Source organism: Emticicia fontis (assembly GCF_054779675.1).
The window spans coordinates 64,683-83,224 of record NZ_BAAGXU010000021.1; the positions used below are offsets into that span (position 1 = coordinate 64,683).

Genomic DNA, 18,542 nt, shown 5'->3' on the forward strand with positions numbered 1-18,542 from the left:
AGATTAAATTATGTAACTTTTTTACCTCGCTTTTAAAAACTCTTCTCGTTTTACAGGTAACATAATTCCCAGAAAATATGGTTCATTTCTTAATATTGAAGTGGCACATTTTTTTTGCATTAAATAGCAATTCCTCTTTTTATTAAACTCTTAAAACAACCAAATTGCTATGAAAAATTATGCAGCATCAGAACAAGAAGGTGAAAAACTAAAAGAATTATTTGTGGATGGTCTGAAAGACATCTATTGGGCAGAAAAACATCTCACAAAAGCATTGCCAAAAATGGCAAAAGCAGCCACATCAGAAGATCTGAGAGATGCCTTCGAATCACATCTGAGCGAAACGGAAGGCCACGTTGAAAAAGTTGAACAAGTTTTTGACCTTATTGGCGAAAAGGCACATACAAAGGTTTGTGCGGCTATGGAAGGTCTGATAAAAGAAGGAGAAGAGATTATTAGTTCTACAGACAAAGGTACCGAAGTGCGCGACTGCGGTCTGATTATGGCTGCACAGAAAGTAGAGCATTATGAAATCGCTTCTTATGGTACACTCAGAACGCTGGCTCGTATGCTAGGGCATTATGATGCAGCAGAGGTATTGCAGCAGATACTGGACGAAGAAGGTGCGGCAGATAAAAAATTAACAAATCTGGCAGAATCGCATATCAACGAAGAAGCCGCTCAGGAATAAGAAAACAAGTGTAAGAATAAGAAAGAAAGTTTGGTCAGAATAAGCTTTGTGTAATGCAAAGCTTATTTTTTTTACTCATGCGTTGTATGAAAATCTACACGCCCGATTAATGTCAGATTTTTAAGCGCTTGCATACGTGCTCTTAAAGCTAAAGCTTTCATTTTCACTACTTGCATCTGCGCATCAAGAATCAAGGCTTTGGTTTTCAAGAGCCGCAGATGTGCATCTTCCAATAGCTTCTTATGTTCGTTTTGTTGTGTTGACATGATTTTAATAATTTTAATGATAACAGCATTTTGAGAGCTATACTGATAGAGTAATGACAAAACCTATGCCATAATTTACTGAACGGTCGGAAGAGCAACTAAATAAGGGTAAAACGTCAATACCAGATGCCTTTATTCGAAAATTGATTAGCAATTCATTCCTTATCATTCAACCGACCCTTTTAAACCGGATAAAATAACCATACATATCACATTTATCCACGGGTATTTTAAGCCCCAATATTCCACAAGTTATCACTATTAATTCTCTGGATACTATCAATTTATTTGAATTACCTCAGGTACATTTATTTAGTGTATATATACAGCCAAAAGTAGATTAATTATGAAAAGTTTCGATACCAAAGATTTCCCGTTTCCTCACGATACGCAGATTGTAGAAGTACATGAGGAAGATAATATAGATACGCTGCTTTGTTTTTCTCCTATCAAATGGGAGTCTGTTTTTCAGCGACCACAGCATCTGATGAGCCATGCCGCCAAAAAGTGGAGAGTCTTTTATATAGAAGATCCATCTTTTGAAGAAAAAATCAAAGAACCAGAGTTGGGTATCAAAGAACTCAAAAAACATAAAAATCTTTTGGTGGTCAGCCCGAAACTTTCCAAAGATTTATCAAAGAAAGATACTGATAAAATCATGCAGGAGTTATTAGCCAGGCTTTGTGCTGATTATAAAATTCTGAATTATGGAACATGGTATTATTCGCCGACGGTCATTCAATATACTTCCGAACTATATCCAAGAGTAGTCGTGTATGATTGTTGTACGCCTATCAGAAGCACACAGCCTGCCTTGATAGACATTGAAAATGAATTAATCTCGCAAAGCGATCTGGTATTTACCAATGGCAAATCACTCTACGAAGCCAAGCAGAACTGGCACCCGCAGGTATATAATTTCCCGAGTAGCATAGATAAAGAGCATTTCATGCAAGCCCGCATAGAATTGCCTGAACCAGCTGATCAGGAAGAAATCCTGTTACCAAGATTGGGTCTGTACGGGGCAATTGATGAATGCTTTGATGTAGAACTACTAAGAGCACTTTCAGACCGCCGCCCAGACTGGCAGTTTGTTCTGATAGGCCCGATAGTAGGCATAGATGAAGATAAACTACCAAAGGCAGAGAATATTCATTATCTGGGTACAAAATCTTATCAGGAAATGCCCTCTTATATCAGTGGCTGGAATGCAGCCCTATTACTCGTATCAACATCAATAGCGTCGCAGGCGCATATACCCACCAGAACACCAGAATATCTTGCAGCATTTAAACCTATTATTTCTACTCCGGTACCTGACATTATCAGCCCATATCAGGAAATGGGTTTAGTGAACACAGCCGAGAACGTATTTGAATTTGAAACAGCCATTGAAGAGGTCCTTTTGCACGATAAACGCAAAGAATGGAAGAAAAATATTGATGAATTCCTGAAAACACATTCGTGGGATATTACCTGGCAACAGATGAGACATCTGATAAAGACCCATATTATTGCCTGAGGTAGACCAATGCGGTGCGCTGATGTTTCAGACACTAGAGCACCAGCACTTGATAAGGCATTAGCCTTTTTAGTGATTCAATGTAAGATTTCTGAAAAGATCCTACCCGAAGGTAGGATTTTTGTTTTTGAATTAAAGCAAAAGAAATTTCAGAAAATCACAGGAAAATAATCGAATTAAAAAATAGTTATTATCTTTGCTAACCGGAACTAGATTGTTTGCTGTAAATAAACTCCACTTTATTTAAAACAAGAAGCCTCCTCTATTAACTAGAAGCATTTATACCTCCACTATAATAAGCTTAGAATTGGCAATTGATATTGATAGTTAACTTTAATAATGAACTACAATTTTAATTGATCAAAGCAAATTTCTATTGTTAGTATTAGAAATGGCTTAAGAGATTATTAGAATTTCATTAGAGGGCTAAATTTTTTTCAATGAGACTATTAGTGGTAGAAGATGAGCCCAAAACCGCCAAGGTAATTAAGCAAGCCTTAGAAGACCATTTCTACGAAGTGGACATCGCCTATGATGGATTGATAGCCAAACAACTGGCTATGCGCAATTCTTATGCAGGTATTATTACAGATATTATTCTGCCAGGTATCAATGGATTTATGTTAATTCAGGAACTACGGGAGGCAGGAAATATGACCCCTATTTTGATTCTGTCTGCAATGGGCGAAACAGCAGATAAAATCAAAGGATTTGATGCAGGAGCCGACCAGTATTTGGTAAAACCCTTTCAGGTTTCAGAACTTCTGGCACGAGTTCGCTCGCTGACAAGACGTTCGTGCGAAACACTTGTTACCAAAGAAATACTGAAATACGATGGCCTGGAGCTAAACCTTACAGACAAAAGTGCCAGGCGGGAAGATAAGCCAATTACACTGACAGCACAGGAATTTAAGTTGCTTGAGTATTTTTTAAGGAATCAGGGACGGGTACTATCTAAAGTTCAGATTGCCGATAATGTCTGGAATATTAACTTCGATAAAGGTACCAATTATGTGGAGGTGTATATCAATTATCTGAGAAAGAAAATTGATAAAGACTTTGATAGAAAACTAATTCATACGGTTTTTGGAATGGGATATGTGTTGAAGTAAAGAATACTGTTGAATGTCGAACGGTTAACTGTTGCGATGGAGATTGTCGAATAAAGAATTTTCAATTCGACAATATTCAATCTTTTGCCCTACCTTTGCAGAAACATTGACCAAAGATTCTACTCTTCAACAATCCCATATAAATGTCAAATACTCCTGAAGAAAAAGCGATAAAGGCTACTTACTTTAGCATTTTTGGTAATATAGTGCTGGCTGGGACAAAATGGCTGGCCGGTTTTTTTGGTAACTCTTATGCCCTGATTGCCGATGCTATTGAGTCTACTACAGATATTTTTACTTCGCTTTTTGTATTGCTAGGAATAAAATATGCAAGCCGTCCTGCTGATAAGAATCATCCCTATGGGCATGGCCGTATCGAACCACTGATTACCTTTATGGTAGTAGGCTTCCTGATAATTTCGGCAACATTGATTGCTTATGAAAGTATCGAAAAAATCCAGACACCACATGAATTACCCAAAGCCTGGACATTGATTGTGCTGGGCCTGATCATAATCTGGAAAGAAACTTCTTACCAGATAGTTATACGCCGGAGTAAAGAAACCAATAGTTCTTCATTAAAAGCAGACGCCTGGCATCATCGCAGCGATGCCATCACTTCAGTAGCGGCGTTTATCGGAATTTCTATAGCCTTAATTCTAGGCAAAGGCTACGAATCGGCCGATGATTGGGCAGCCTTATTTGCTGCCGGATTTATCCTTTATAATTGCTATCTGATTTTCCGCCCGGCTCTAAGCGAAATCATGGACGAAAATCTTTATGATCACATAATCGTTACGATCAGAGAAAAATCTTTAGAAGTAAAAGGCGTAATAGATACCGAAAAGTGTTTTGTACGAAAAGCTGGTATGAAATACCATGTAGATTTACATATCGTGGTAGATGCCAATATGAGTGTAAAAGAAGGGCATACAGTAGCACATAATTTGAAAGATTATCTACAAGCAGAAATACCGGAATTAGAGCAGATACTGATTCATGTGGAGCCGCACGAATAATTGCCTGATTAACAAAATAAATGGTCAATATTTCCTAAAATAAAAACTGTTGTTTGATTATTTTAACCCAATACATTACTTGTGATATGAAAAAGTATTTATTCCTGTTGTGTTGCTTATGTACTACATCTATAATTGCACAAAACATAGACAGCCGTTATAAATCAAGCACTATCTATAATTTTTCTTCAGATAAAGATTCTATTGCCAGCCTGAGAACACTATACAGTATTGAAAAGGATACCATCAATGTATCAATTTCACAAAAATGGAATACTTCAAAACTAATCTGGGAGAACTCTGAAAGGTATGAAAAGGTGCTTGATAAAAACCGGATGCAAACCTTGAATGCCAGATACCAGTGGTATGAGGAAAAAAACGCCTGGTATGAATTTGCCAAGACTGAAAATAAGTTTGATGCGAATAAGAATCTCCTGCTTACTACAATATATCAGGCAAGCGGTGAAGTAGGCAGATGGACGCTTAAAGAGAAAACGGAATATGCCTACGATACCAATGGAAATAAAATAGTAGAGTCTCAATATGAATGGCACTACGGCTGGAAAGGTACTTATAAGGAATCAGCAACTTACAATGTCGCCAATAAAATAGCTTCATTCGAAAGTCATTATTGGAATGAGGATAGGAAAATGTGGAAAAAGAGTAAAAAAAGTAAACATACTTATGATGCCCATAATAACGAAATATTTAGAATGGAATGGAGAGGATTTAGTGGGAATGACAACTGGATTGATGATACAAAGTTTGAGTTTGTTTATGATAAGAACAATAACAAGGTTTCGGAAGTAAAATATGGATTTGATTTTGCACGAAAACTATGGATAAAGACGCGAAAGGAAGATTTTTCTTTTGATGAGAATAACAAAGAAATCTCACATACTATTAATGGTTATGATGGAATTGTAGTTGTGTTGTCTCCTTTGTCCAAATTTGAACGGGCATATAACACACAAGGAAAGATAAGTTTATTAATTGCTTATGAGTGGGATAGTAAGTTAAAAAAATGGAGTAAGCTCGAACAGTATGAAAAGACTTATAACGACGCCGGTAAAATGATTTTAGAAATCCATTCCCACAAAAACAATAAACCTGTTTTGCATATAATTGACAAGACAGAAATAATGTATGAAGGCGAGAAAGAAACTGTTTTCTTGTCCTATTGGGATGAAAAAAAACATGAAATGAGAAACTCTTCAAAACTTGAAAGAACATTTAAAAATGGACACCTGATTTCTGAAATTAATTATAGATGGAATCATGATATTCAGGCAATTATTGGAGAAGAAAAGAGAGAACTTATCTATGATACCTCAAATTCTGTAATTTTCACAAAGAATTACTCTTGGGACAAATCAATCAATAATTGGAAAATAGTTTCCAAAACCTATAACGATTCTCATTAAATCACATGCTGAATTAGTTAAAGCATACTTTGACAGTATATTTCTGCTGATTCTTATAATTGGAAAATAAAATCATGCTTCAGGCAGCATTAAAAAAAATAGGGAGATTTTCTGATGAAGACATTACTTTAGCCGAAAAACTATTAATAAAGAGGCAATTCAAAAAGAATGAATTATTATTAGCCGAAGGAGCCATTTCTCAATCTGCTTATCTTTTGATTTCAGGAGCAGCATATCAGCTTTCGATGAATGATATTGATGAAAACGTGATTGATTTATATCTTGAAAATGAATGGATAATGAATTATCCAAGCTTCGTTGGACAGAAACCTTCCACTACACAAATCAAAGCCTATACCAATTGTGAAGTTTTAGAGCTTACCATTCATGTAGTACATCATCTGATAGAAGTTTCGCCTGTGTTTTTTCAATTGGGCAAGGTAATGGAACAAGGCATGGCCCGGATCCATTATTTCGATAATGCGCTCACACCTCTGCAAAAATATAACTACCTCCTAGAAACCAAACCACAATTACTCCAGCAGTTTTCCCTCAAAATGATAGCCTCATACCTCAAAATTACCCCTGAAACACTGAGCAGAGTAAGAGGAATGTATTGATACGAGGTATTTCTTGATTTGAATCAAGTGATGGTTTGCGCCTGATGAAGCATTTTTGTGCCTCAAATCTGACAAACAATCACATGGAAATTCAATTCAGAAAAACTGCCGCCCTATGCCTGCTGACAGGCTCATTATTAGCCACTATTACCATGATTCTGCACCCAAGCGGCGGAAGTCTGGAGCATATCAATCATATCAAAACTGCCATTGTTTTCTCACATGCATTAGCCATTTTTTGTTTGCCTTTTATAGGTTTTGGTAGTTGGGGATTATCTGTATTGTTACAAACCCCCAATAGAATTTCTATGCTGGCTTTCTTTACTTTTTGTGCCGGATTAATCGCTATCATGATAGCAGGCTCAATCAATGGAATTGTATTACCGTATTTTGTAGAAAAATATTATAATAAAGACATCGATGAGTCTGTCCTGAAAGCCATCATCGGCTATGGCAGGTATATCAATGCTGCCATGGATTACATCTTTATTTCGGCCTGTGTTTTTGCCATCGCTTTATGGTCTGTAATGATTGTCATGCAAGCCCGATTGCCCAAATGGATAGGGTATTATGGTTTTATCATCATTGCCTTTGGCTTAATAGGCGTCTTCACCAATTTCAATTTCATCAGTGTTTACGGCTTCCGAATCTTTATTTTTGGCTTAGTGAGTTGGCTGGTATTAGTAGGAGGGGTAATGCGTTGGACAAAAGCCACAGAACATAATTAAAGGCTATTTCAGCATACTAAAGTATAGTTTTAAATTGTGTAACTTTAAGTACCTGGTGTACATTGTGGAAAAATTTAATACCTATTTTGCCACAATGTACACGATAAAGCACAAGGTTACGCAATTAAATAAATGATAATTAAATTCTAAAAATATAAACAATTACTTTCTCCTTTTTCCGTGTTCCGTATCCCATTTTCCATAAATAAAACTATGAAACCATCACAAGTAATTTACAAAAATGCCTGGCCTTATCAACAGGATAAAATGAATTTACCGGTTGAAAACGTAGATTCAGCGTTACCTTTTTATGAAACCATTATGGGTTTTCAAAAAGTATCAGAAAGCACTACTCCTTATAAATCAGTTGTCTTAAAAAGAAATGACATTGAAATTGGTCTGGCCGAAAATGGCGGAGACCCAACCCAGGACGGTTGTTTCTTTGAAGTGAATGATGTACAAGACGCATTCGAAGAACTGAAAGCATCGGGATTTGAAAAGATTGATGCCGATTTCAGCTCTCAAAGTCATGGCACAACCCTATGGAAGGTATTCTTTGTAGTTGCCCCTGATGGCTTATGCTATTGTATTGGAGAAAGACAGAATTGATAAAAAAATAAGCTTAAAACAGCAAATGGGTTTCACAGAAAATAGGAGCTACTAAAAATAAGTAGCCCTATCCAAAACAACTTTTGCTGTAATTGGCTGGTAAGATATGGCTAATGTATCAGACGGTCAAAAATTTTTATCGAATGGTAAAATCGATTAATTAGGGCACTTTTTGAGGGTTTTTGGAGGTTATAATGCAAGCGATTTATCAGATAAATAAGAAAGATTTATGCGATGTATAATAATTTTACGAAATCACATTACTCCCAGATCACAGATCGGTCAATACTCGCTAAACTAGTTCTTCCGGTAAGGATCATAGCTAATAAAAATTCATCTTTTAAAATCTGTATCACTTTGGCTACCCCTGCTTCACCACCGCAGGCCAGGCCATAACAGATGGGTTTGCCAAGCAATACGGCTTTTGCACCCAAAGCAAGGGCTTTCATAATATCAGTTCCCCGTCTGATTCCCCCATCCAGCAATATAGGTATTTGTTGATCTACTTTCTCAGCAATACGAGGCAATGCCTCAATAGTTGATGGAACAGTATCCAGATTCCGTGCCCCATGATTGGATACAATAATGCCATCGACCCCAGCTTGAACAGCCTTTACCGCATCTTCAGGGTTCAGAATGCCTTTCAATAAAATAGGAATTTTGGTAAATGATTGCAGCCATTCAATATCCTTCCAGGTGATTGGATTTTTAGGTGCACCTATCTCTCCAAGCGAATAATGAGCCATCACGCCTTCCGGCAAGGCAAAACCCACTTTCACCTGACGGTCGCGGATACCCGGTGTCGGAGTATCAACCGTAACACAAAGCGCCTGGAAACCCAGCGATTCAGCTTTCTGAATCAGGTCTTTGGTGTAGGCACGGTCGTCTCTTACATATAACTGAAACCACAAAGGTTCGGTAGCTGCCTGAACTATATCTTCGAGTGGAGTAGTGGTAAATGAACTCACCACATAAGTAGCCGAAGCCAATCCAGCCCCCTTAGCAGTACCGATTTCTCCATCAGGGTGCATAATTTTATGAAAGGCAGTAGGCGCAATGAGTATAGGATGAGCTAATTCCTGCCCAAATAAAGAGAGAGAAGTATCAAGTTTAGTAACATCATTCAATACAGTAGTATTGAGTTTAATATTATCAAAATCTTCCCTGTTCCATCTGAGTGTTATCTCGTCTGCTGCACCACTGGCTACGTATTCATAAGCCATGCGCGACATTCTGGAAGCAGCCATTGGTTCAAAATCAAACAGATTAACGATTTCGGATAGATCGGTAGGCGAATTATTGCTTAAAGACATGGGTAGGGTTCAGGTTGAATTGGTATTTCAAAGATAATGAAAGAATCAGTTTAAGTTTAGTTTGTTTTGCAATTAGATAATTAACAGAACTCTCAAAAGCAATCCCAATTCAGAGAAATTTGTAAATTTGATTCCGTTTCAGATATGCTTAATCTAAAGAATCGATTTGAACCTCTTTACCTATTCATTTATGAAAAAATACCTTTTGCTTGTATTGCTTGCACCTGCTTTAGCATACGCTCAAAACGCAAAGATTGCTGAGACGAATTACAAGACAAAAATACAATCGTATTATACCCCCGAATACCTGAAATTCAGGGATAAGATTATGAGCGAATTTCCTGATGCGAAACCCGGTAGATTTGGCATGGTGATTAAGGATGTATTTGAAGATGTAGACGACAAGAATAAAGTAATTGCCTTTACTTTTGATGCCTGTATCGGTAAAAGAAATGATTATAATGCCCCATTAATAGATTTTCTTCGCAAAGAACATATCCCAGCCACGCTCTTTACCAGTGGTCTCTGGATTGACGATAATATGGATACTTTCAGAAAACTGGCCGCTGATACGCTCTTTGAAATCGGTAATCATGGCTTATTGCATCGGCTTTGCTCAGTTGATGGCGAAACCAAATATGGAATAGCTTCAACCCAGAACATTTCGGAAGTGATAGACGAAATGGAGCTCAATTCACGAAAAATAGCCCAACTGACAGGCAAAAGACCTCAGTTCTTTCGGTCAGCTACAGCTTATACCGATGAAACCTGTGCCAAACTTGCCAATCAACTAGGCATGAAAGTCATTAATTTTGATATTCTAAGTGGCGATGCCATCCCTTTTACTCCCCCAAAAGTTATCAAAGACAATATTATCAAAAATGCCAAACCCGGCGCCATCGTAATCATGCACTTTAATCATCCGCAATGGTATGAGTTGCAGGCATTACAAATGGCTATTCCTGAATTAAAAGCAAAGGGCTATCGTTTTGTAAAACTGACACACGAAAGACTGATTTCTCAAAGAGGAGAGTAGTTCAGAATTTAACTTCTTTTTATTGATGATTGATTGTATGTTGTGAGGTTGTTTTCGAAAGAAATTGAAAGATTGAGTTACATAGAATGTATTTTGTGAATGCCAATCAGCAAACTAAGGAATATAGGATTTTTGATAATGAAAAATTAACCTGATGACTATATGAAAAAGGGGTCGAGAAACTTATCTTTATATCATCCCATTTTAAATAGTTTCGATGGATTATAAAATCTATACACCGTCTATTGATTTATTGCCTTTTATTAAATGCTACTGGACATTGCTTGCACCTGAAGAGTCAGAGCCTCAAAAGCAAAGAATAGTACCTGACGGCTGTATGGAAATGGTTTTTCATTGCGGAGATTTATATAAACAATACCTGCAAGATGGGAGCTGCTTGATTCAACCCAGAAGTTTTGTATTCGGACAAATCACAAAACCCTTAGATATTGAGCCAACCGGAGAAACCAATATTTTCTCGGTACGTTTTCAGCCGGATGGCTTTATCGCTTTTGCCACTATACCTGTGAGCCAGATGGAAAACCGTGCCGTATCCTTGAATGAATTATTTGGAGAAACCGGAACTACCCTGGAAAAAGATATTCTACAGGCTACAACTACAGAAGACAGAATTGCCTTGATAGAGTCATTTCTATGGCAAATATTAAGTACGCCTGAATCAATTAATAAACTGATTAAATCAAGTATTGAAATGATTATCCATCTGGGCGGACAAGTGTCGGTTGATGAACTATCAGATAATCTGCAAATCAACAGAAGACAACTGGAAAGAAAATTTTCGTCGGTGATAGGTTTGAGTCCGAAACAATTAGCCAAAATCATCAGACTCCAGCAAGCGCTTAAAATGCTATCCGCACAAAATTCAGAAAGCCTCACTGCTATTGCCTATGAGGGGAATTATTATGATCAGGCACATTTTATCAAAGATTTTAAAGCGTTTACAGGAGTAAGCCCGAAAAAGTTTTATGCCAATAATCTCCGGATGTCAGCCTTATTTATAGATAAAGAATAGCTTGTCGCAATTTTACAATTTTGACTATTATGTATGTTTCATTTTTGTTGATAGAAACGAGATAAACCATTTAAACACAAGCAAGGTGAAAACATTTATTAGCCTATTAGGTACCTTCCTTTTATTCTCTTATACTCTAAAAGATGGCCTCGATCAGGCAAGCTTTTTAGAAGGAACCTGGAAAATAGAAGGTAAAGAAACCTACGAAGTATGGAAAAAGAATGCCGATGGTACAATGGAAGGCTATTCTTATAAAATGAAAGCAGGAGAAAAAGTAATAACTGAGCATCTGACACTAAAAATGATTGATGGCAAGCTTACTTATCAGGCCAGAGTGCCCAATCAGAACAACGGAGAAACAATTACGTTTGTACTGAATACAAACGTAAAAGACCTATTATCATTTGAAAACTTAAGCCACGATTTCCCCAAAAAGATTCAGTATAAAGCACTTGATGCTCAAACGATTGCGGTAAGTATATTGGGTAATGGAGATAAGGGGTTTAGGTATAAGATTGTAAAACAAGCCCCCAACCCCTGAAGGAGAGTTAAAAAACAATTCTTGTGAGCAGTAGGCTCACAAGAATTGTTTGAGTCATAATTTGCCCATTGTTTCTGAATACAAAAAGCTTTTACTGGGCTAAGCGTCCTGCGGCATAATCAACGCCAATAATAGACTTCGCTACTTTGGTTTGGAGAGAAATCAATTTTTGTTGGGCTTCAAAGAGTTTGTTTTCACGGCTATTGACTAAAAACAGACTGCTTTCACCATTAATAAATTTGGTAAGTTCAGCCTGATAAAGTCGGCGATAGTTATTGACTGTTTGCTGGTAAATTTCTAATTGGCGTTGCAATTGCACGGCATCATTGAAATACTGATTTACTTTGTTTTGTTGTTCAGTAAACAGGATTCTGTTTTCCCAGGCTTGTTGGGTTATTTTCAGATTAGCCTTGCGATATTCAGCGCGTGCCTCACGAAGAAATAGGGGTAAACCAATCGTAAAGCCCCATTTATAGTTGTTCTGAAAAAGATTAGGTTCGGCAAAGAAGGTATAATCTTTATTCAGCATATTATAATTCAGATTAAGCGTAGGCAACAAACTCTGGAATTTGAGTTGCCTCTCAATATCCAATACATTGCTCTTGATTTGCGCCTGTTGTAATTTCGGGTGGGTGATTGCCGCATTCAGATAATCGCTCAGAGGCATTAATGGTTTATTGATACGTGCCTGGTCTGGCTGAACGAAAGCAGGTAATTGATAAGCCTGTTGATTATCTTGCCATAAGAAATTCCCTAATTCAAAACTGGCATTATTGAGCGTCTGCTGTGCTTCGGTCTGTGAGAATTCAAAACTCTGCAATTGCGCCAGCGTCTCTACGGTATCTATAGCCGGACGGTCGCCGAGTGTTACGCCATTTTTAATAAACTGGTAGCGCTCCTGGTTGATTTGCAGAAGGCTATCAGCCAGTTGTTTCAGAAAAAAAGCATTCTGCCATTCATAATAAGCCGCAGTGGCTTCATAAAGCAATTGATTCAGCATCAAACGACGCTCTTCATCCGAATAAGCCACCATTTCACGCGCTTGCTTCACAGCCGCTCTACGCTTATCTATCAATAAACCTTTCCCTAAAGAGACCGACGCACCTACAAAACTGCTTCTTCCTTTGGTCAATTCGGTAGCGGTATATTGTCCCTCATTATTTTCTGTACCCGCCTTAAAATCTACGCCATACCACGTAGGTATTTTCAGTTCTGAGGTGAGATAGGTATAATAATGCTTGCCGCCAAATTGTTTTTCGTTTTTATTGAAATAAGCTGATGGCTCAAATGCTCCTCGTGCACTTAGTAGCTCCGCTTTTGCCATATCGGTTTGCAGATAAGCTTGTTGTGCAACAGGGTGGTATTTCCTGACAATATTCATGAACTCATCATACACCAGTTTTTCTTGCGCTTGCGCAATTGGCATATAACTCAGGAATGTGACTATATATAATAATATTTTTTGCATTGTAAATAATTGAGTGAATGAGTGATTGGGTCGCTACAATGTGCTGATTGTATGATATCATCATCATTTAACTAATCATTGCCTTCTCTACAGTATTCTGTTTTTACTATTTCTTGGCTGCTTTATCAGCATTTGCCTCGATATAATATTCTGGCGGGAAACCATTGATATTACGCCAGACTTCGTAGCCAAGAGGTACATCTTTTAATAAAATAAATGTGTCGGTGGCTGTACCTAAGCGCAAAGTCTTAGGCCACGGACGTTCTCTTTCATCAGGTTTTACTAAAACCCTGAAATTTCCGGTGGCCTGATCAACATTATTAGAAATGGCTGTAATAACCCCTCTGAAAGTGCCATATGATTGCGTAGGCCAGCCGCTGAATATAATAGCCGGAAACCCGTCGAAAATCACATTTACTTTTCTACCCGGTTGCAATAGGGTAATATCAAGCGGCTTTACGAATATCTCAATGGCCATTTCACTCTGGTCTGGTACAATCTGAGCCAGTTCTTCTCCTTCTTTCACAATTTCACCTATACCTGCTTTATTGGCTCTCGTTACTTGTCCACTTTGTGGGGCAATCACATAATATAATTCATTACGAAGTTTGTAGCTATTGTATTGATTTTCGAGTTTGGCAATGTCTGCTTCACCACTGGCAATCTGCGAAAGTGACTGAAAACGTTCGCCTCTGGTCTTAGAAATTTTCTCAATATACTCCTGATTAGTAGCATTCAGATCAAGCGAAAGATTAATTAAATCCTGTTTTGAATTCATAAATTTAATCTCACTTCCTGTCCGTTTGGCCAATGCATTCTGAAAAGCCTGATTACGTTGTTCATATTGGGTAAGCGATACCAAGCCCTGATCATACATTTGTTTCTGGCGTTTCAGCTGTTCGCTGGCAATAGCAAAATCATTTCTGGCTGCTAGCATATCCATACTATCTGCCTGTATTTTGGCTTTAGTCTGTGATATTTTGTTATTTATCTGTGCAATTTTCAGGCGCAGCGCTTCTTCCATTGCCCGGGTTTGTTCATTAGCTGTATTAGCTTTACTCAGATAATTTTCATTCGCCAGTTCTTTAGCCGTAATCTGTTGGCGTGTTCGGTCGATCAGATTCGGGTCAAGATATTCTACCTTTACCTCTTGCAGGCGTGCAATGGTATCACCTTTCTTAATCATATCACCCTCTTTCACATACCATTGTATTACTTTTCCGGTAATGGCACTATATACTCCCTGTTGACGCTGTTCCTGTCGGAGAGTAGTTACCTTCCCCCGACTTTTAATGTTCTGTGTCCAGGGTAAAAATGCTGCCAGTACCAACAGCCCTAACAGTCCATAAGTCCAGTATTTTACTTTGCTTTGCCGGTCGATAAAATAAATATCTCTGAACGATTTAGGCTGCTTGCCTAAATCTTCTTGTTCAAAAACAGTTTCTATATATTTCATATGTGCAAATGTCTATTGAGTGAATGTACGGTCCGCCGCTGCGGTGATTGTGTGAATGAGTGATTAAAAACAACCGTTGCTTATACTATTTACTATTTGCAAAATCTTGACTAATCACTCAATCACTAATTCGCTAAATCCCTTAATTATGTTAATTCTATAATTCTATTAAAATGTGTCTGAATGCCGTCTTGCTCGGCGGCAACTATAACCGTCATAGGCAAACGGCTGATATATTCAGCTATTTTTTCACGCTTGGCTTTATTCAGACTTTTGAATGGTTCATCAAGAATCATCAATTGGCAAGGCTGAACAAAAGCACGTAACAAAAGAATTTCCTGAATCAGGTGAGAGGGTAGTTTTGCTCCTTTGGTAAATAATACTGTGGCAAAACCTTTTTCAAATTCCTCGATAAATCCATTAAAACCTAATTCTTTAATCAGCTGATTGGCTGTTTCGGGCTTTACATTTGGGTTGCCAATCGTGATGTTTTCCCAGAGTGTGCCATTAAAGATTTCGTTTTGCCCGCTCAGGTAATTGACGTTTTTCCGGAAACTCAGCATATCATAATTATCTATCGGAATATCATTGATAAGAATGCTTCCCGTATGTTCAGATAGATTATTACTAATCAGTTTCAGAATTGTACTAGTGCCGGCACCTGAGGTAGTTTTATTCAAAAGAGCCTTTTCTCCGGGTTTTACCAGAAATGAAATCCCATTAAGCAAAAAGTTTTTATGCGTATAAGAAAAACCTACATTCTTAAACTCAACTCTTAATGGACTTGTATTGTTTAATGCCAGATTCCCGTTTGATTCTGTTGGTGTTTGTAATACCTTGTTCAGTTTCTCAACGGCTGTGAGCACGTCATATACAATATCTATACTGGTAATCAGTTTTTCGACCGAAGCCATGATAGCAATAATCACAATCTCAGCCGCAATAAACTGCCCGATATTAATCAGATTATTGAGCAAAAGGACACAGCCGATAATGAGCATGGCGGCAGTGAGCACAACTTTAAAAACTACCAGACTCCAGTATTGAGTAGTAAGGATACCAAAGTGTCGGGTACGATTTTGCAGATACCCTTGTGTATATTCATCTGTTTTCTGGATATTTAACTGAGTATATTCAAAGTTTTTGAAAGTATTCTGCGTACGACTGATTTCCTGTAACCAGGCAGCTACTTTATACTTAAAATCACTCTCTTTCAAACTCGTTTCCAGACCTTTTTCAGAACTCAATCTGAAAATCATGTAAACAATTAGCAGAAGTAATGCTCCGAAAGCAATAAATATCGTATGATAAAATGACAGCAAGAGGATTCCGAAAAGTATCTGAATAAATGCCGTTGGTACATCAAGCAGAAGCTTGGATAAACCTTTTTGAAGATTAACTGTATCAAAAAAACGATTGGTCAACTCAGGCATATAATAACCCTCTGTAGCTTCCGGCCGTATCTTGGGCAATGTGTCAGAATAAGCAAAGGCATAGCGGACAAAGATTTTCTGCTGAATCTTTTCGCTGAGTTTCATCTGATTAATCTGTAAAAAACCTGCAAAGAAAACACTGACAATAACCAGACCTATCAACACAACTAGTGAAGTTGAGGCGGTATTGTACATTACAAAGTTGATAATTGATTGAATACCTAACGGTAATACTAACTGTATGATTCCGGCAAGTATAGCATAAAAGTAAAGCGAAGTAATATCCTCTTTATCAAGCCTTAGCAGATTGATAATCCTTATAAAGGGGTGAATTGTATGATTATCAGCCATTTGATTTCAATAATTTTTGCAAAGATAATAAAACTTTTTTTGATGATAGTAATACTATTATTAAATGATGTAAAGTTATTATTTATTGTATAGTCACTATTATTATTTAGCTTTGTTTAAATTTTCTTAATATGGAATACCAGTTAAATTTTAGCGTAAACAATAAAATATACATCAGGGATCCCGAAAGTAGTGAATTAGGAAGGGAAATTGTAAGAAAAGCCATAGAATTAATCTATGAGCTTGGTTATGAGCATTTCACGTTCAAAAAACTGGCGCTGGAAATTGGCACAACCGAGGCCAGTATTTACCGCTATTTTAAGAATAAACACCTGCTTCTGGTTTACATTCTGAACTGGTATTGGAGTTATCAGGAGTTTCTGGTGATGTATCAGCTGAAGAATATCAGCGACCCGCGATTGAAAATCAAGAAAATAATACAACTCCTTACCCGCGAAATGCCCATCGACTCGGGCAAGATGAAATATGACATTCCCTACCTGAATCAGATCGTTATTACTGAAAGCAGTAAAGGATATATGATCAAAGAAATAAAAGAAGTTAATCAGGCCAATGTATTCAATCCTTTCAAGGATCTGTGTAATACCATAGCCCATATTGTACTTGAAATTGACCCACAGTATCCATACCCGCATTCTTTAAGCAGTATGCTGATAGAAACCTCACACAATCAACAGTTTTTTAGCTCCCATCTGAAAAGACTGACAGATGTAAAAACCGATGAAGCTGCCTCGGTTTATGTTGCTGCATATTTAGAGGATCTGGTTTTTAGGGTGTTGAGATAAATGCGCAGCCGTGACACCCGCCATCGTGCCCCAAAAATAACCACACATACTTTGATTAATAATTTTCTATTTCAACGCTCTATTCAATAAACTGACCACTGTCCCTATATTACCCATTTGATACCCTTCTTTAATAAAATATTACTATCTGACGTATAATCGGTACAAAACTCGCGAGTGAGAATCAATTAATTGTTAATACTACTAAGCAAATAATTTTGTCTAAAATTAATGTTTAACTTGTAATACATTTATCACTTGGAAATAAATGCCTATTGATAGATTTTAAGCCCAAAGCAATCCATAAACAAATATACTATGAGTAATCAACCAACAAAAATTACAGTAAGTGCCACTATCAATGCTCCTATTGAAAAGGTTTGGCAGGATTTCATTACACCCGAAGCCATCATGCAATGGAACAACGCCTCTCATGACTGGCACACTCCTAAAGCATCAAATGATTTAAGAGTAGGAGGGGAGTTTTCTTATACAATGGCAGCTAAAGATGGTAGTTTTAGTTTTGATTTTGGCGGAAAATATGATAATGTAGTTGAATACCAGCAAATTGAATATACTATTGGAGATGGGCGCAAGGTAAGCGTTACTTTTTCAAACAATGGGCTGGAGACTCTGGTGGAAGAAACATTCGATGCCGAAAATCAAAACCCTGTCGAAATGCAGCAACAAGGTTGGCAGGCTATTCTGAATAATTTCAAAAGATATGCAGAAACAACGCTATAAGCTTTATAACTTTGATTTAACAAATTAATATCTTAGTTAAATCAAAGTTATAACAAATAATCATTTCTTCTCAGCCTCTCTGGCAATAACACGATAGGTATTGTTAATGCCGAGGGTATCTCCTTTAATGCTCAATTCATCACCTATCTCCCAGCGCTTGTAATGTGTGCCCATATTCGGAATTGAAAAAATGGCCTCAAATTTCTCTCCTTTTTTGTCTTTTAGCGTAGCCACATAACCATCTTTACCATTCTCAATGCTTTCGATTATGCCAGTAAATGAATCAGATTTAGTGCATGAGACTAAAGTAAGCATAAAGACAATAGTGATAATCCCAAAAATTGTTCGCATGGATATTTTGTGTTTTAGT

The 18,542-nt window shown here is 37.3% G+C and carries 19 protein-coding genes; 13 read left to right on the top strand and 6 right to left on the bottom strand.

Annotation, left to right across the window (positions count from 1 at the left end):
• Positions 1 to 169 precede the first annotated feature (169 nt).
• Positions 170 to 691 (top strand): YciE/YciF ferroxidase family protein, encoded by a 522-nt coding sequence (locus ACYVFA_RS12420; RefSeq protein ID WP_460472147.1) that lies wholly within the window; start codon positions 170 to 172, stop codon positions 689 to 691.
• Positions 692 to 762: 71 nt separating this feature from the next.
• Here ACYVFA_RS12420 and ACYVFA_RS12425 read toward each other — a convergent pair whose 3' ends face one another.
• On the bottom strand, positions 763 to 957 hold the full coding sequence (locus tag ACYVFA_RS12425; protein ID WP_460472148.1) for a hypothetical protein: 195 nt from the start codon (positions 955 to 957) through the stop codon (positions 763 to 765).
• A gap of 346 nt (positions 958 to 1,303) precedes the next feature.
• Between ACYVFA_RS12425 and ACYVFA_RS12430 the strand changes: the two genes are divergently transcribed.
• From ACYVFA_RS12430 to ACYVFA_RS12460, 7 genes are all read left to right on the top strand, one after another.
• Positions 1,304 to 2,479, top strand: a complete 1,176-nt coding sequence (locus ACYVFA_RS12430) for a glycosyltransferase family protein (protein ID WP_460472149.1) — start codon at positions 1,304 to 1,306, stop codon at positions 2,477 to 2,479.
• A gap of 440 nt (positions 2,480 to 2,919) precedes the next feature.
• On the top strand, positions 2,920 to 3,591 hold the full coding sequence (locus ACYVFA_RS12435) for a response regulator transcription factor (protein ID WP_460472150.1): 672 nt from the start codon (positions 2,920 to 2,922) through the stop codon (positions 3,589 to 3,591).
• 143 nt (positions 3,592 to 3,734) lie between these two features.
• The gene (locus tag ACYVFA_RS12440) at positions 3,735 to 4,610 is read left to right on the top strand and encodes a cation diffusion facilitator family transporter (RefSeq protein WP_460472151.1); all 876 of its coding nucleotides are present in this window, start codon (positions 3,735 to 3,737) and stop codon (positions 4,608 to 4,610) included.
• An 86-nt stretch (positions 4,611 to 4,696) separates the two neighbouring features.
• Entirely contained in the window at positions 4,697 to 6,034 is a 1,338-nt protein-coding gene (locus ACYVFA_RS12445) for a hypothetical protein (protein ID WP_460472152.1), read from the top strand.
• 74 nt (positions 6,035 to 6,108) lie between these two features.
• Positions 6,109 to 6,654, top strand: a complete 546-nt coding sequence (locus ACYVFA_RS12450; protein ID WP_460472153.1) for a Crp/Fnr family transcriptional regulator — start codon at positions 6,109 to 6,111, stop codon at positions 6,652 to 6,654.
• 83 nt (positions 6,655 to 6,737) lie between these two features.
• Positions 6,738 to 7,382 carry a hypothetical protein gene (locus tag ACYVFA_RS12455; RefSeq protein WP_460472154.1) on the top strand — a complete coding sequence of 215 codons (645 nt, stop codon included), beginning with the start codon at positions 6,738 to 6,740 and terminating at the stop codon, positions 7,380 to 7,382.
• Between the two features lie 213 nt (positions 7,383 to 7,595).
• Positions 7,596 to 7,991, top strand: coding sequence for a VOC family protein (locus ACYVFA_RS12460; protein ID WP_460472155.1), 396 nt, complete (start codon positions 7,596 to 7,598; stop codon positions 7,989 to 7,991).
• A 260-nt stretch (positions 7,992 to 8,251) separates the two neighbouring features.
• On the opposite strand, the gene ACYVFA_RS12465 is transcribed toward ACYVFA_RS12460, so the two are convergent.
• A complete protein-coding gene (locus ACYVFA_RS12465; protein WP_460472156.1) occupies positions 8,252 to 9,304 on the bottom strand; it encodes an alpha-hydroxy acid oxidase in 1,053 nt (350 codons plus the stop codon).
• A 190-nt stretch (positions 9,305 to 9,494) separates the two neighbouring features.
• On the opposite strand from ACYVFA_RS12465, the gene ACYVFA_RS12470 reads away from it, so the two are divergent.
• From ACYVFA_RS12470 to ACYVFA_RS12480, 3 genes are all read left to right on the top strand, one after another.
• A complete protein-coding gene (locus ACYVFA_RS12470; protein ID WP_460472157.1) occupies positions 9,495 to 10,340 on the top strand; it encodes a polysaccharide deacetylase family protein in 846 nt (281 codons plus the stop codon).
• Positions 10,341 to 10,557: 217 nt separating this feature from the next.
• Positions 10,558 to 11,373, top strand: coding sequence for a DUF6597 domain-containing transcriptional factor (locus tag ACYVFA_RS12475; protein ID WP_460472158.1), 816 nt, complete (start codon positions 10,558 to 10,560; stop codon positions 11,371 to 11,373).
• An 85-nt stretch (positions 11,374 to 11,458) separates the two neighbouring features.
• A complete protein-coding gene (locus ACYVFA_RS12480; RefSeq protein WP_379790719.1) occupies positions 11,459 to 11,914 on the top strand; it encodes a DUF6265 family protein in 456 nt (151 codons plus the stop codon).
• A gap of 91 nt (positions 11,915 to 12,005) precedes the next feature.
• On the opposite strand, the gene ACYVFA_RS12485 is transcribed toward ACYVFA_RS12480, so the two are convergent.
• The 3 genes from ACYVFA_RS12485 to ACYVFA_RS12495 form a co-directional block, all read right to left on the bottom strand.
• The gene (locus tag ACYVFA_RS12485) at positions 12,006 to 13,382 is read right to left on the bottom strand and encodes a TolC family protein (protein WP_460472159.1); all 1,377 of its coding nucleotides are present in this window, start codon (positions 13,380 to 13,382) and stop codon (positions 12,006 to 12,008) included.
• 106 nt (positions 13,383 to 13,488) lie between these two features.
• Entirely contained in the window at positions 13,489 to 14,838 is a 1,350-nt protein-coding gene (locus tag ACYVFA_RS12490; protein ID WP_460472160.1) for an HlyD family secretion protein, read from the bottom strand.
• Positions 14,839 to 14,984: 146 nt separating this feature from the next.
• The gene (locus ACYVFA_RS12495; RefSeq protein ID WP_460472161.1) at positions 14,985 to 16,622 is read right to left on the bottom strand and encodes a peptidase domain-containing ABC transporter; all 1,638 of its coding nucleotides are present in this window, start codon (positions 16,620 to 16,622) and stop codon (positions 14,985 to 14,987) included.
• A gap of 131 nt (positions 16,623 to 16,753) precedes the next feature.
• Here ACYVFA_RS12495 and ACYVFA_RS12500 point away from each other — a divergent pair, with 131 nt between their 5' ends.
• The gene (locus tag ACYVFA_RS12500; protein WP_460472162.1) at positions 16,754 to 17,428 is read left to right on the top strand and encodes a TetR/AcrR family transcriptional regulator; all 675 of its coding nucleotides are present in this window, start codon (positions 16,754 to 16,756) and stop codon (positions 17,426 to 17,428) included.
• Between the two features lie 318 nt (positions 17,429 to 17,746).
• Positions 17,747 to 18,172: an SRPBCC family protein gene (locus ACYVFA_RS12505; protein WP_460472163.1), complete on the top strand. Its 426-nt coding sequence runs from the start codon at positions 17,747 to 17,749 to the stop codon at positions 18,170 to 18,172.
• Between the two features lie 60 nt (positions 18,173 to 18,232).
• Here ACYVFA_RS12505 and ACYVFA_RS12510 read toward each other — a convergent pair whose 3' ends face one another.
• The gene (locus ACYVFA_RS12510) at positions 18,233 to 18,523 is read right to left on the bottom strand and encodes a hypothetical protein (protein WP_460472164.1); all 291 of its coding nucleotides are present in this window, start codon (positions 18,521 to 18,523) and stop codon (positions 18,233 to 18,235) included.
• Positions 18,524 to 18,542 lie beyond the last annotated feature (19 nt).

Coding starts and splice junctions, on each gene's coding strand:
- ACYVFA_RS12505 (WP_460472163.1), top strand. CDS start 17,747: ATGAGTAATCAACCAACAAAAATTACAGTAAGTGCCACTATCAATGCT.
- ACYVFA_RS12465 (WP_460472156.1), bottom strand. CDS start 9,304: ATGTCTTTAAGCAATAATTCGCCTACCGATCTATCCGAAATCGTTAAT.
- ACYVFA_RS12435 (WP_460472150.1), top strand. CDS start 2,920: ATGAGACTATTAGTGGTAGAAGATGAGCCCAAAACCGCCAAGGTAATT.
- ACYVFA_RS12445 (WP_460472152.1), top strand. CDS start 4,697: ATGAAAAAGTATTTATTCCTGTTGTGTTGCTTATGTACTACATCTATA.
- ACYVFA_RS12495 (WP_460472161.1), bottom strand. CDS start 16,622: ATGGCTGATAATCATACAATTCACCCCTTTATAAGGATTATCAATCTG.
- ACYVFA_RS12500 (WP_460472162.1), top strand. CDS start 16,754: ATGGAATACCAGTTAAATTTTAGCGTAAACAATAAAATATACATCAGG.
- ACYVFA_RS12450 (WP_460472153.1), top strand. CDS start 6,109: ATGCTTCAGGCAGCATTAAAAAAAATAGGGAGATTTTCTGATGAAGAC.
- ACYVFA_RS12455 (WP_460472154.1), top strand. CDS start 6,738: ATGGAAATTCAATTCAGAAAAACTGCCGCCCTATGCCTGCTGACAGGC.
- ACYVFA_RS12440 (WP_460472151.1), top strand. CDS start 3,735: ATGTCAAATACTCCTGAAGAAAAAGCGATAAAGGCTACTTACTTTAGC.
- ACYVFA_RS12425 (WP_460472148.1), bottom strand. CDS start 957: ATGTCAACACAACAAAACGAACATAAGAAGCTATTGGAAGATGCACAT.
- ACYVFA_RS12490 (WP_460472160.1), bottom strand. CDS start 14,838: ATGAAATATATAGAAACTGTTTTTGAACAAGAAGATTTAGGCAAGCAG.
- ACYVFA_RS12470 (WP_460472157.1), top strand. CDS start 9,495: ATGAAAAAATACCTTTTGCTTGTATTGCTTGCACCTGCTTTAGCATAC.
- ACYVFA_RS12420 (WP_460472147.1), top strand. CDS start 170: ATGAAAAATTATGCAGCATCAGAACAAGAAGGTGAAAAACTAAAAGAA.
- ACYVFA_RS12475 (WP_460472158.1), top strand. CDS start 10,558: ATGGATTATAAAATCTATACACCGTCTATTGATTTATTGCCTTTTATT.
- ACYVFA_RS12460 (WP_460472155.1), top strand. CDS start 7,596: ATGAAACCATCACAAGTAATTTACAAAAATGCCTGGCCTTATCAACAG.
- ACYVFA_RS12485 (WP_460472159.1), bottom strand. CDS start 13,382: ATGCAAAAAATATTATTATATATAGTCACATTCCTGAGTTATATGCCA.
- ACYVFA_RS12510 (WP_460472164.1), bottom strand. CDS start 18,523: ATGCGAACAATTTTTGGGATTATCACTATTGTCTTTATGCTTACTTTA.
- ACYVFA_RS12430 (WP_460472149.1), top strand. CDS start 1,304: ATGAAAAGTTTCGATACCAAAGATTTCCCGTTTCCTCACGATACGCAG.